A 12,165-nucleotide genomic window follows, 5' to 3' on the forward strand; every position below is an offset into this window, starting at 1 on the left:
CAGGCACGATTGGCAACGGCACTCCAAGTATCTGGCGGGCTACAAGGGCGGTCAATAGCGTGTGTCAGGAACGCACGAGCCCCGGGCGCGGCGGATAACCGGCGTCCGCGCTACCGCGCCGGGTCCGGGTTGCGTGGTGGAAGGGGCGGTGGGACGTCAGGGCCCGGCTTACAAGGATCCTGCTGGTCCGCCGTGGCCCCGCCGTTCTGGCCCGGTGGCTCCGTGGCGGCCGGCGGCTGCCCTTCGTGTTTGGCGGCTGACCCTGGGTTTCCGGGTCCAGGGTGCTGGCCCGGAACCTCCGGCGGGTTGCCTGCAGGATCGGGAAGGACAGCGGGTGGCTCCGCGCGGGACTCCGGCGGGCCGGCCGGAACGGGATGGGCGGGCACCACCTCCGGTCCCGCGGCGGGCAGCTCCCCGGACTGGGCAGGGCCGGCGTCGGGGACAAGACCGGCAGGAAAGCTTCCCGGCGGAGGCGTGGGAACAGGAGCGGGTACGACGGCGGCGCCTGTGCCGGGTGCCTCCGGGGGCACTGCGGGCGGCGGCTCCGCGGGGGCCGGGGCCAGGAGCCACCCCACAACGGTGCTGATGGTTCCCTCCGCGCCGTGCCGCAGCGATTCATTTCCCGCCGCTGCACCGCCGGCGATGCCGAGCGAAGCGGCCACCGCCAGCGACGTGAAGACAGCCCGGTTCCGTTTCCGGGCAGCGGTAGCAAGCGGCCGGACCACGTCCCCCGGTGATGCGTCCTGATCCATAAGCGCAGCAAGTCCGGCCGACGGCGGCGGAACGTCGAGTGTCCGGAGACCACGGATCTGCAGCAACACGTCCCGCAGTTCCGCGTCGTCCTGGAATCCGGTTTCGGCCAGCAGCGCGTCCACGCTGTGCTCGTCCTCGAGCCCGCGCTGGTGGCGGTGGTCCTGGCTGGTCATGGCGTGCCTTCTCTCAAGGTGGGAGGAAGTTTCCTCAGCCGGCACAGTGCCCGCCGCTGCAGCTGCTTGATTGCTCCCGGCGTCTTCCCCATGATTTCCGCCGTGGTTTCCACGGAGAGGTCCGCCACCACGCGGAGCGCAATGACTTCCTGCTGGTCGTGCTCCAGCGTTCCGAGCATCGCCTTCACGGTGTCTGAGCCTTCCGCCGCCAGCAGCTGGTCCTCCGCCGAGGTGCTGCAGCGGGGGTCGGATTCGGGGTCGTACCCGGTGGTTCACGGCGCTTTCACCCGGCGCCGGTGCTCATCCACGTAGCGGGCATGGGCGATGGAAAACACCAGGGACTTGAGTCCCTTGGTCCCGCCGTGCAGGTCGCCAAGCCTGGCATAGACAGCCAGGAAGACCTCCTGGGTCATTGCTTCCGGGTCCTCAACGTCGCGCGAGCGGAGATAGCTCAGAACCGCGGGCGAAAACTCCTGGTAGACAGCACAAAAGGTGCCCTCGTCGGCGTGACCGCGCGTCGCTGCCTCATCCTTGAGCTTGTGCATCCATCCCCCTGCGGCGGCTGCCCGGGCGGGCACCTGCCTGTGGTGCCGCCCCGGGAGCAAATCCCGGAGCGGCACCGTCCCTGCTGACAGGCTACCGCTGGCCGCGGCCGCCCTGGCCACCGGAGTTGCCGCTGGCGTAATCGGACTTGGATCCGTTGTTCGCGCCCTGGCCCTGCCCGGCGCCCTGGCGCTGGTCCTGGACCTGCTGCTCCTGGACCTGCTGTTCGGCCGGTTCCTGTTCCTCCGGAGCGTCGACGGTCTCATCCGCGTCGTCCTCGGGAGCAGCTACGGTGGCGCAGTAGGACTCAATGCCGCTTTCGCCCCCCGCAGCCTCCGCCAGTGCCGCGAAGGCGGTGGAGGTCTCGTTCAGGCCGCCGTTGCTGAATGCGTTGCACAGTCCGTACGCAGCCGGGCCGGTGGCGTCAGGTCCGCCGCCATCAGAGGTGGGTTCCGGGTCCGGCTCCTCCGTTTCAGTGGGCGACGGGCTTGGCGAGGCCGTCTCTGTTTCGGTTGGGGTTGGTTCAGGGGATTCGGTTTCCGTTGCCGTGGGGCTCGGTTCCGGAGATTCGGTTTCGGTTGCCGTGGGGCTGGGCTCCGGGGACTCCGTTTCAGTGGCAGTGGCAGTGGGTGTGGGCGACGGCGACTCAGCCGTCACCGAGGGGGCGTCCGGGAGCGAGTCGGCGATGGCCGCCACCCCCGTCCCGCCGACCACCAGCACACCCGCGGCGAGCACGGTGGCGGCCAGCTTGTTGCCGGAATACGTGAAGAAAGACATGAGACCCTCCGTTGTCGAAATTTTCATAGATTGCGATCAACTGCGGTTTTCCCCCGCTACTGTATGAATCGAAATTCCGGTCACAGAGGTTACGGGTCAGCATGAATTTTTTGACTAAGTTGTCATTTCCATAGTCATGCAGGAGTCAGTCACGCATTGGTGTGCGCACGTGCTCCGTTACCGGCCGGGGCTCCAGCCACACCTGCTCCCGGGGCCCCGGCGGGTAGGCATGCCGCTTGCCGGCAAGGGTGATGGCCAGCGCGGCCACCACCGGCAGCGCTGCCGCAATCGGAACCAGCAGCGGACCGCCGGCAACCAACGCGCCGGAGCCATACAGGGCGCCGACTGTGATGCCCAGCTGGATGGTGAGCACGGTGAGGCCGTTCGCCGCCTCCTGGTACTCGCCGCCGGCGCGTAGGATGGCCGCCTGGTTGTAAATGCCGATGGCCCCCAGCCCCGCACCCCAGACCGTCATCAGCGCCAGGGCCAGCGGAAGGTTCCCCGAAGCCAGCGGCAACAGGAACATCGACGCGGCGATAGCCGCCGTCGTGATGATCAGCGAACGCCGCGGATGCGAGTCCACGGTGAGGCCCGCCACCCAGATTCCCAGCAGGCCCGAGGCGCCCAGGACGGTCAGGGAAAGGCTGATGGCGTAGTCCGGCAGGCCGGCTTCGCGGACGAACGGGGCGATGTAGGTGAACAGCGCAAAGTGCGCCAGGACCAGCAGCGGCCAGGCGGTGGCCACCGCCTTCACCCCGGGCTGGGCGACGGCACGGCGCATGGAGGGGCGGGCAGCGTCGGAGATCCGCCGGACCCGCGGCAGGAGGAAGAAGGCCAGGACCGCCAGGACCAGGCCGAAGCCCGCCAGCACCAGGAACGCGGCCCGCCAGCCGAGGAACCCGCCCAGCGCGGTGCCCAGCGGCGCACCGATGGCCAGCCCCAGGCTGTTGCCGCTGAAGACGATGGCCAGGGCCTTGCCCACCTTGTCCGCCGGAACCACCCGGGTGACGAACGGCGCCATGGTGGTCCAGAGCAGGCCGTGCGCCAGGCCGCCCACCATCCTGGCGATCATCGCCGTCGTAAAGTCCGGGGCGAGGCCCACCCAGGCGTTGCTGGCCGCGAACGTGACCACCAGGCCCACCAGCAGGGCATGCCGGGGGATCCCCGCCAGCAGCCGCGCGGCCGGAACTACCGTGACCACGATGACGGCGGCGTACGCGGCGGCAAGGTAGCCGGCCACGGGCTCGGACACGTTCAACCCGCTGCTGATCTGCGGCAGCAGGCCGGACGGCAGCAGCTCTGTGGTGATGGCGGTGAAGGCGATGGTGGCCAGGACCGCCATCGCGGCATAGGGGAATCGGGCAGGGGCGGGCGCGGGCATCGCGGAAGGCATGCGAAAGGGATCCATTCAAGGGGGAGGGGGCGGAACGCGGCGTTGTTGGCCGGACAAATTCCTCCCTTAAATTTACAGGATCGGGGCCGTTGTCACGTACATGACAACGGCCCCTTCACGCGCCTTCCCGGCTATGTCCCGGCTGTGCCTGCCAGCCCGTTACCTGCCCGCCCCCGGTGCACTGATCCGGGCGTCCAGCAGGCCTGCCGCCACGGCCGGGGCGAGCCCGGGCGCCAGCGGAAGGCGCGGGACCACCAGGCAGTGCCAGAGGTGGTAGATGTCCGCCTTTCCGGACCAGACGGTGGAGGTGACGTTGCCCTTCTCGTCCAGTTCCTGCTTCCAGGATCCGTGCTCGTAGTCGATGAACCAGTCGCGGGCGTGGTCCCAGATCAGCTCGTACCAGTCCGCATACTGCTGTTCACCCGTGGCGATGTAGAGGGCTGCCGCTCCGCCGATTGCCTCGGCGGGCACCCAGCGGATGCGGGTGGTGACCACCGGCTTGCCTTCCCAGTCCACCGTGTAGACGAAGCCGGGGTTCCCGTCCGGCTGCCAGGCGTCGCGGATGGCGGCGTCGAACAGGCCGCGGGCGTCATCCAGCAGCCAGCCCGGGACCGCCAGTCCACGGGCTTCGAGCCCGGCACGGAGGTGGAGGAGCAGCCGCGCCCACTCAACCCAGTGGCCTGGGGTGCCGCCGTACGCACGGAACTGGCTGGCCCGGTCATCGGTGTTGTACTCCGGCATCGGGTTCCACTCCGGGTCGAAGTGCTCGAACACCCGGTAGTTGTTGTTGCGCGCGAACTGGTGGATGAGCACCTCGGCGATGTGCAGGGCCCGTTCCAGCCAGCGGTTCTCCCCGGTCACGTCGGCGACGATCAGGTACGCCTCCACCGAATGCATGCTCGCGTTCCCGCCGCGGTACGCCTCGGTTTCGGTGAAGTCCCGGTTCCAGGAGTCGAAGCACATGTTGGCCTCGTGGTCCCAGAACTTCGTGTCGGCGATGTGCAGCGCCTTGTCCAGCAGTTCCTGCGCGCCGGGGCGCCCTGCGGCAACAGCGCTGGCGGCGGCGAGGAGCACGAAGGAGTGCTGGTAGCCGGATTTGGTGTCGTTCACCGGTCCGTTGTCGTTGACCTCGGCATACCAGCCGCCGAACTCGTCATCATGGAAGACGCCGTTGAGCGCCGCGATGCCGTGGTCCACGAGGGTCCCGGCCCCGGGCCGTCCCAGCAGGGCGGCGACGGAAAAACTGTGGACCATCCGCGCGGTAATCCAGAGATGGGTCGGCTTGTCGGCGAACACCTTGCCGTAGTTGTCGAGCCAGCCGAATCCCGTGGGCACCTTCGATGCCGCGGCGAAATTGATCAGCCGGTCCGTCTCGGCCTCGAGCCATCGTGCGTGAGCGGCGCTGTTCAGCCACGTCATGTTGTTTCCTCTCTCTGGTGCAGGTGCGAAGTGGTTGTGTCGGTTGGAGGGGCTACCCGATGGCGTCGAGCACGCCGCGGATGATGGTGGCGGCCGCGCCCAGGTAGGCCAGGATGATCAAAAGGATCTGCGCCGCGCGGGCGGGGACGAACTTTGCGGCCACGTCGCCCAGGACCAGCCCGGCCAGGCAGGCGGCGGCGACGGCCACCCACATGCCCCAGGGCAGGACGGGGAAGGTGGCCGGGGCGGTGACCGCCTTGGAGATCAGGGACAGTGCGCCGATGGTGAAGAAGTAGGGCTGCATGGTGGCAGCGAAGGACTTATGCTGCCAGCGGGTGGCGATGGAGTACATGCTGACCGCCGGGCCGCCCACGCCGGCGGCCGTGTTCATGAAGCCGCTCAGGCCGCCGGCGGTGAGCAGGTAGCGCCGCCGCGGCGGAAGGGTGGCGGACTTGAGGACCAGCAGGACGGTCAGCCCGACGGCGAGGATCACCCCGATGGAGATCTCCAGGACCGCTGCCGGGATGAGCCGGATCAGGAACGCCGCCGGGATGATGCCGAGCAGGGCCGAGGCCGCCAGCCACAGGTACCGGTGCCAGTCGACGTCCCGGACCACACGGAAGATGATGGCGCCGGCCGTCACGGCCCCGCACACGTTCACCAGCACCACCCCTTCCACCGGGCCCAGCAGCAGGACCAGGAACGGGGCGGCCACCAGGGCAAAGCCCATGCCGGTGATCCGCTGCATCCCGGCCCCCACCACCACGGCGCCCAGCACCAGCCCGGTCGTCAGCACCTTACGGCCTCCAGGCCACGTACTGGACCTCCTCGAATTCCTCCAGGCCCAGGCTTGATCCTTCCCGGCCCAGGCCGGACTGCTTGGCGCCGCCCATGGGCGCGAACGCCACGGACGGCAGGGGGTCGTTGACGCCCACGATGCCGGCCTCGAGCCGTTCCGGGATTTCCCAGCCGCGCTTCGGGCTGCCGCTCCACACGTAGGCGGCGAGGCCCATTTCGGTGGCGTTGGCCTTCCGGATTGCCTCGTCCTCCGTGGCGAAGGTGACGACGCCGGCGGCCGGGCCGAACACTTCCTCGCCAACCAGCGGGGCGTCGTCGGGAACATCCGCCAGCAGCGTGGGCGCCAGGAAGGACCCCGTGCCGGGCACGTCGGTCCGCTGCGTGACGCGGCGCGCGCCGCGGTTCAGGGCGTCGTCCACCAGCGCCTGCACGGCGGACACCCGGTCCGCGTCGATTACGGGGCCCAGGTCCGGGACCGGTGCGCCGCCGTCGGGAACGCCGTGCCCGATGCTCATGGCATCAAAGCGCGCACCCAGCTTTGCGGCGAACTCGTCGGCGATGCTGTCCTGGACCAGGAAGCGGTTGGCCGCGACGCAGGACTGGCCTGTGTTGCGGAGCCGGCCCAGCACTGCACCCTCGACGGCGGCGTCCAGGTCCGCGTCCTCGAAGACGATGAACGGGGCATTGCCGCCCAGTTCCAGCAGCGGCCGGACCACGCGTTCGGCGGCGGAGGCCATGATTTGCCGGCCCACTCCGGTGGAACCGGTGAAACTGACGGCCCGCACAGCGGGGTGGGACAGCAGGGCGGCGGTGATCTCGCGGGAGGGACCGTGGACCAGGTTGAGCACGCCGGCCGGGAACCCGGCGTCGTGCAGGACCTCGAACAGGCCAGTGGCGGCAAGCGGCGCTTTCTCGGACACCCGGCCCACCACGGTGCAGCCGGCGGCGAGCATGGCGGCGAGCTTGCGGGCCTGGATGGACACCGGGAAGTTCCACGGCGTCAGGCTGAGGGCCACGCCGATGGGCTTGCGGCTGCTGAGGTGGCGGCGGCCCTGCAGCTCGGGCGGGCTGATGGTGCCCGTGGCGCGGCGGACTTCCTCGGCGAACCAGCGGAAGTATTCCACGGAGAAGTCCACTTCGCCCTGGGCTTCGGGGAGCCGTTTGCCTGCCTCCAGCGCCAGGGTGTGCGCGAGTTCGTCGCGGCGTTCGGCCAGCAGGTCTGCGGCGTTGCGCAGCAGGTCGGCCCGGGTCCGGGCCGTGGTGCGGGACCAGGACCCGAACGCCTGCGCCGCGGCGTCCGCGGCCCGGGTTGCATCCTCGCCGGTGCCCCAGGCCACCTCGCCCACGGTGCTGCCGTTGCCGGGGTCCGTCACGTCCTTGGTGCTGCCGGCGGAGTGCCAGGAGCCGTTCACCAGGTGGCCGGCTGATTTCAAATTCACGGATGGTGCCTTTCGTTGGGCGGGCAGGGGGCCGGGGTGCTCAGCTTGCTGGCGCCGGCGGTGATACCTGCAACGAAGTACCGCTGCAGGAAGACGTACGCCACCACCACGGGCAGGGAGGCCAGGATGACGCCGGCGAAAAGCAGCGGGTAGTCGGTCTGGAACTCGCCCTGGAAGCTCAGCAGTGCCAGCGGCAGGGTGCGGTTGCCGGGGGACTGGATGAACAGCAGCGGGTAGAGCAGCTCGTTCCAGTGGATGACGAACAGGAAGATGGCGGCGGCGGCGATGGACGGTGCGGACAGCGGCAGGGCGATGGAGGCGTAGGTCTTCCAGGGCCCGCTCCCGTCAATCGAGGATGCTTCATAGAGCTCCTTGGGCAGGGTCCGCATGAACCCGCCCAGGATGAAGACGGCGATGGGCAGGGTGGACACCACGTTGGCCAGGACCAGGCCCGCCAGGTTGTCCAGCAGGCCCAGCCGGCCGAACAGCACATAGAGGGGCACCATGTTGGCCTGCGCCGGGATGGCCATGCCCAGGACCAGGAATCCGAAGATGGCCCAGGACACGAACCCCTTCAGGCGGGACACGGCGTAGCGGCCAGGCTGGCCAGGAACAGGGTGAGCGGCACGGAGATGGCGGTGACGATGACGCTGTTCCAGAACGACGTGCCGAGGTCCTGGCCGCCGATGACCTCTGCATAGTTGGCGGGGGACAGGGACTGCGGCAGGCTGAAGGGTCCGGCGAACAGTTCCTGCGTGGACTTGAAGCTGCCGAAGCCGACCACCGTCAGCGGAACGATGATGATGATGGCGTAGATGCCCAGGATGGCACGGCGGCTGATTGAGGCGAGCATGCTGTCATTCCCCCTTCGGGGTCAGCCGGAGCAGCCGGCGCTGGAGCCAGGTGACCAGGGCGATCATCGCCATGAAGATGATCGACTGGGCCGCGGCGTAGCCGAACTCCGAGTTGGCAAAGGTGCTGTAGATACGCGTGGAGAGGATGTCCAGGGACTGTTTGGGCGGGTTGCCCGCGATGCCCAGGATCAGGTCGAAGGCCTTGAACGACTGGACCGTGGTGTAGGCCACCACGATGGCCGTTGCCGGGGCCACGAACGGCCAGGTGATGGACTTGAACTGCTGCCACCGGCCGGCGCCGTCCATTTCGGCGGCCTCGTAGAGTTCACGCGGGATGGACTGCAGGCCGGCGATGTACACCACCATCATCTGCCCGGCGTGGAACCACACCTGGGTGACGGCCACCCAGTACAGGGCCTGGGCGTTGTTGCCAGGTAGGAGCCCTGCAGGGCCTCCAGGCCCACTGAGCCCAGGACCGAGTTGGCCAGGCCGAAGTTGGGGTCGTAGATGAACTTCCAGATGAAGGCCACGGACACGGAGGACAGGATGGTGGGGAAGAAGAACAGGGCGCGGAGCAGGATGCTGCCGCGGGAGTTCTTCGTCAGGAGCAGCGCGAGGATCAGCGAGAACAGCGTCTGCGCGATGACCACCAGCAGCATGAACTTCAGGTTGTTGGTCATTGCGTTGATGAACAGCGAGTCGCTGGTGAACGCCCGGACGAAGTTGTCCAGCCCCACGTAGTTGAAGGCCGCGGAGAAGCCGTTCCAGTCCGTGATGGCGTACTGGAAGGCCTGCAGCGTGGGCATCACCAGGAAGAAGGCAATGACGGCGACGGCGGGCAGCGGGAAGAGGTACAGCGCCGGATTCACCCGGGTGGGGGAGCGGCGGCGCACCTTGGCCTCGTCGGCGCCGGTATGGCGGTGCGGCGTTTTCCGCTTGGCCGCCGTTCCGGTGGGGGTGCTCATAGCCGCTCGTCAACAATCTTCTGGGCGGCTTCGGCTGCCTGCTCCGGGCTGGTGCCGGAGATGACGGCCGTGGCGCTGGCCTCCACCGCGTTGCGGACATCCAAATTCAGGAACTGGAACCGGGCGGCCAGGGCGGTCTTCTTCTCCAGCCACGGGCTCAGGCGCTTCAGGTCCGGGTTGGTGTACTCCACGTCCTTCACGGACACGTGCTGCGCCGTCTCGTTGGCGTAGTAGGCGGCGTTCTCCGGCTCCGACAGGAAGTCGATCCACGCCGCCGCGGCGGCCTGGTTCTTGCTCGCGGAGTTGACGCCCAGGATGAAGGTGGCGTTGTAGACGCCTTCGTACTTGGCGTTGCCGTCCGAGGTGTTGGGGAACACCAGCTCGATGGGGAACTGGGCGCCCAGGCCGCGGACCGCGGCGATGTGGTACGAACCGGTGGCCAGCATGGCGGCCTTGCCCTGCGAGAACAGGTTCTGCGCCGGCTCCACCGCGGTACCGGTGGCGTTGGGCTGCAGGAACGGGACCAGGTCCTTGTACTGGTTGAGCATCTTGATGAACCAGTCGTCGGTGACCTTCAGCTTGCCCTGCTCGATCTGGGCGCACATGTCATCCACCGGGCCGTTGTTGGCGATCATGCAGTTGAACAGCTGACCGCCGTTGCCCACGTCGCCGCCGGGCCAGGAGATGGGCACCACGCCGGAGGACGCCAGCTTCTCGCACATGGCCAGGAAGGAGTCCCAGTCCTTGGGGGCGAGGTCGGCGCCGGCCTTGTCGAACAGGTCCACGTTGGCCATGGGCATCGGGAACACCACCTGGTAGGGCAGGCCCAGCACGTTGTCGCCCGACTTGCCGGCGGAGAGCAGGCTGTCCTCATAGTTGGAGACGGCCTTGCTGCCCTTGAGGTCGGTGTAGATGCCGGCTTCTGTGAAGTTCTTGAACTGTGCGCCGCGGAAGGTGGCGAACGCGTCGCCGATGGAGCCGCCGCGCAGCTTCTGCAGCGCCTGGGCGTTGTAGTCGTTGGAGGTGGAAATGTCCTGGGCCACCTCCACGCCGTCGTGCATTGCCGCGAACCGCTTGATCAGTTCGTCGAACACGGCCTTGTCCTCGCCGCGCCAGTGGGCGAAGGACACTTTGCCGGTGATGTCGCCGGTGGCCGGGGCGGCAGGGCCGGTGGCCCCGCCGGGGGTGGTGGAACCGCCGGGTCCGGCGCACGCTGCCGCGGTGGCGCCGAGGCCCAGGGCTCCAAGGACGGCCATGGCCTGCCTGCGTGAAATCTGACTCACAATAATCTCCTCGTTGAGTGTTGCTGTGCCTTATTTGCTGGCTGGATGGGGGGGTCACCGGACGGTGACGGGAATCCCCGGGAGGTTGAGGGCTGGGGTCATGCATTCGTCCGCTGGGTAGAGACGACGTCGTCAACCACCGCGCAGAGGCGCTGCAGCCGGCGGACGGCGTCGGTGGACAGGGACTCGACGACGTCGGGGGCGCCGATGCAGGACGCCCAGACGGCGCGTCCGGACAGGAAGCCGCTGGCGCCTTCCAGGCAGGCCCACCGCACGGCGTCCGGGAACACGTCCTCCGGGACCCCGGAGGACAGGACCACCCAGGGGCCGTCGATGGCTTTGGTGAGCTCGGCGCAGGCGGCGCGGACCTCGGCCTCGGAGGCCTGGCCCTTGTAGGGGACCTCGGCCTTGTAGAGGTCCGCCCCCAGGCTGCCCAGTTCCTTGGCGGCGGCCAGGATGCCGGCATTCCAGTCGAAGTCGCCGCCGGCCAGGGGCTTGCGGGAGACCGGTTCGATGATGCTGATCAGCCCGGCGGACTTGCAGCGCTCCACGAACTCGCGCACCATCTCCACCCGGCCCTCGGCGGGCTCGTCGGGACGGTACAGCACCAGCAGCTTCAGCGCCTTCACGCCCAGGGCCGCGTACTTGTGCGGATCCACCAGTCGGTCGATGGTCACCTCGCCCACGAGTTCGCCGTGTGCGGATTCGAAGTGGTCGGCGGAGGCGATGAGGCCGCAGTTCGGGTCCACCACGCCGGCCTCGATGGCCTGGTCCAGGGCGAACTGCCGGTCGATCAGGATGCCGGAGGCATAGGGGGTGAGGATACGGGCGGCTTCGAGCTTGAAGTTCCGGAGGTCCTCGTCCGTGACGGGCTGGTCCGTGTGCTCGGCGAACATGTTGCGCATGGCTTCGCGCTGGTCCACGGCGAGCATGGCGAACGCGCCGGACGGGCGTTGCAGCGGGGAAAGGTCTGTGGGGCTCATGGGCTGCTTCTTTCAGCTAGACGTTGTGGTGGGAACGATGGTTAGGCAGGGACAGGGCTGATGGCCTGGCGGGGGATCATGGAGCGGCCGTCCAGCCCCGCGCAGGAGGCTGCGGCGGTGCGGCCGGCGAAGGCGGCGGCATCCACTAGGTGCAGGCCCGCCGCGACGGCGGCGAGGAGTGCTCCGTGGTACACGTCGCCGGCGCCCAGGGTTGACACGATGGTGGCCGGGGTGGCGGGAACGTGGACCGGCTCGCCGCCGCGTTCCAGGACCCAGGCACCCTCGGAGCCGGCGGTGGCGACGACGGCGGAAGCGCCGTCGTCCACCGCCTTCCCCAGGAGGTCCCCGGGGGAGAGGTCCTCGCCGTACTCGGCGCGGAGCCTTTCGATGGTGGGGACATACAGTGCGACGCCCCGCGGGCTGAAGGACGGGATGGGGTTTCCGGCGTCAACGCTGATCTTCAGTCCATCCGCCCCGGCGCCGGCCACGGCGTTCCAGCCAGGTGGTCCACGTGGACCCACGCTGCGGACGGCAGCAGTTCGGCGAAGCGGCTGCCGGCGGGGAAGCTGACGGGCGGGACCGGCCGGGTGACGATGGCGCGGCTCTCGGTGGCCCGGCTGACCACGATCACGCTGGCGCCGGTCTTGACGCCGGGGTCGCGGATGACGGCGGACGTGTCCACGCCCTCGGCCTCGAGGCCGGCCACGATCCGGTCGCCTTCCTCGTCGGTGCCCAGGACGCCCGCGAAGGCTGTCCGGGCTCCGGCCCGCGCCGCCGCAACGGCG

General features: G+C 68.8%; 16 protein-coding genes. All 16 read right to left on the reverse strand.

Annotation, left to right across the window (positions count from 1 at the left end):
- Positions 1-110: 110 nt before the first annotated feature.
- Positions 111-926 carry a hypothetical protein gene (locus tag G205_RS15970; RefSeq protein ID WP_009358898.1) on the reverse strand — a complete coding sequence of 272 codons (816 nt, stop codon included), beginning with the start codon at positions 924-926 and terminating at the stop codon, positions 111-113.
- Positions 923-1,105 carry a sigma factor-like helix-turn-helix DNA-binding protein gene (locus tag G205_RS23070; RefSeq protein WP_235046998.1) on the reverse strand — a complete coding sequence of 61 codons (183 nt, stop codon included), beginning with the start codon at positions 1,103-1,105 and terminating at the stop codon, positions 923-925. The genes G205_RS15970 and G205_RS23070 overlap by 4 nt, the downstream gene beginning before the upstream one ends.
- 93 nt (positions 1,106-1,198) lie before the next feature.
- Positions 1,199-1,504 (reverse strand): RNA polymerase sigma factor, encoded by a 306-nt coding sequence (locus tag G205_RS23075; RefSeq protein WP_235046986.1) that lies wholly within the window; start codon positions 1,502-1,504, stop codon positions 1,199-1,201.
- A 58-nt stretch (positions 1,505-1,562) separates the two neighbouring features.
- Positions 1,563-2,246 (reverse strand): hypothetical protein, encoded by a 684-nt coding sequence (locus G205_RS21790; RefSeq protein ID WP_009358899.1) that lies wholly within the window; start codon positions 2,244-2,246, stop codon positions 1,563-1,565.
- Between the two features lie 145 nt (positions 2,247-2,391).
- The gene (locus G205_RS15985; RefSeq protein ID WP_009358900.1) at positions 2,392-3,639 is read right to left on the reverse strand and encodes an MFS transporter; all 1,248 of its coding nucleotides are present in this window, start codon (positions 3,637-3,639) and stop codon (positions 2,392-2,394) included.
- A 159-nt stretch (positions 3,640-3,798) separates the two neighbouring features.
- The gene (locus G205_RS15990; RefSeq protein ID WP_009358901.1) at positions 3,799-5,058 is read right to left on the reverse strand and encodes an AGE family epimerase/isomerase; all 1,260 of its coding nucleotides are present in this window, start codon (positions 5,056-5,058) and stop codon (positions 3,799-3,801) included.
- Positions 5,059-5,110: 52 nt separating this feature from the next.
- Positions 5,111-5,854, reverse strand: a complete 744-nt coding sequence (locus G205_RS15995; RefSeq protein WP_009358902.1) for a sulfite exporter TauE/SafE family protein — start codon at positions 5,852-5,854, stop codon at positions 5,111-5,113.
- A gap of 1 nt (position 5,855) precedes the next feature.
- Complete coding sequence (locus G205_RS16000) at positions 5,856-7,295, reverse strand: NAD-dependent succinate-semialdehyde dehydrogenase (protein ID WP_009358903.1); 1,440 nt, start codon at positions 7,293-7,295, stop codon at positions 5,856-5,858.
- Positions 7,292-7,882, reverse strand: coding sequence for a carbohydrate ABC transporter permease (locus G205_RS16005; protein ID WP_235046987.1), 591 nt, complete (start codon positions 7,880-7,882; stop codon positions 7,292-7,294). The genes G205_RS16000 and G205_RS16005 overlap by 4 nt, the downstream gene beginning before the upstream one ends.
- Entirely contained in the window at positions 7,870-8,148 is a 279-nt protein-coding gene (locus G205_RS23080; protein WP_235046989.1) for an ABC transporter permease family protein, read from the reverse strand. The genes G205_RS16005 and G205_RS23080 overlap by 13 nt, the downstream gene beginning before the upstream one ends.
- 4 nt (positions 8,149-8,152) lie before the next feature.
- Positions 8,153-8,554, reverse strand: coding sequence for a carbohydrate ABC transporter permease (locus G205_RS23085; protein WP_235046991.1), 402 nt, complete (start codon positions 8,552-8,554; stop codon positions 8,153-8,155).
- Positions 8,515-9,114 carry a carbohydrate ABC transporter permease gene (locus tag G205_RS23090; protein WP_235046993.1) on the reverse strand — a complete coding sequence of 200 codons (600 nt, stop codon included), beginning with the start codon at positions 9,112-9,114 and terminating at the stop codon, positions 8,515-8,517. The genes G205_RS23085 and G205_RS23090 overlap by 40 nt, the downstream gene beginning before the upstream one ends.
- Positions 9,111-10,397: an ABC transporter substrate-binding protein gene (locus G205_RS16015; RefSeq protein ID WP_035753435.1), complete on the reverse strand. Its 1,287-nt coding sequence runs from the start codon at positions 10,395-10,397 to the stop codon at positions 9,111-9,113. The genes G205_RS23090 and G205_RS16015 overlap by 4 nt, the downstream gene beginning before the upstream one ends.
- Positions 10,398-10,495: 98 nt before the next feature.
- Entirely contained in the window at positions 10,496-11,380 is an 885-nt protein-coding gene (locus G205_RS16020; RefSeq protein WP_009358905.1) for a tagatose-1,6-bisphosphate aldolase, read from the reverse strand.
- A 41-nt stretch (positions 11,381-11,421) separates the two neighbouring features.
- Positions 11,422-11,868 carry a PfkB family carbohydrate kinase gene (locus G205_RS23095; RefSeq protein ID WP_235046994.1) on the reverse strand — a complete coding sequence of 149 codons (447 nt, stop codon included), beginning with the start codon at positions 11,866-11,868 and terminating at the stop codon, positions 11,422-11,424.
- Positions 11,841-12,165, reverse strand: a 325-nt coding sequence (locus G205_RS23100; protein WP_235046996.1) for a PfkB family carbohydrate kinase, incomplete at its 5' end; no start/stop codon positions are given. The genes G205_RS23095 and G205_RS23100, both read right to left, overlap by 28 nt.

Origin of the sequence: Arthrobacter nitrophenolicus, assembly GCF_000332815.1 — a bacterium.
GTDB classification, from domain to species: Bacteria; Actinomycetota; Actinomycetes; order Actinomycetales; family Micrococcaceae; genus Arthrobacter; species Arthrobacter nitrophenolicus.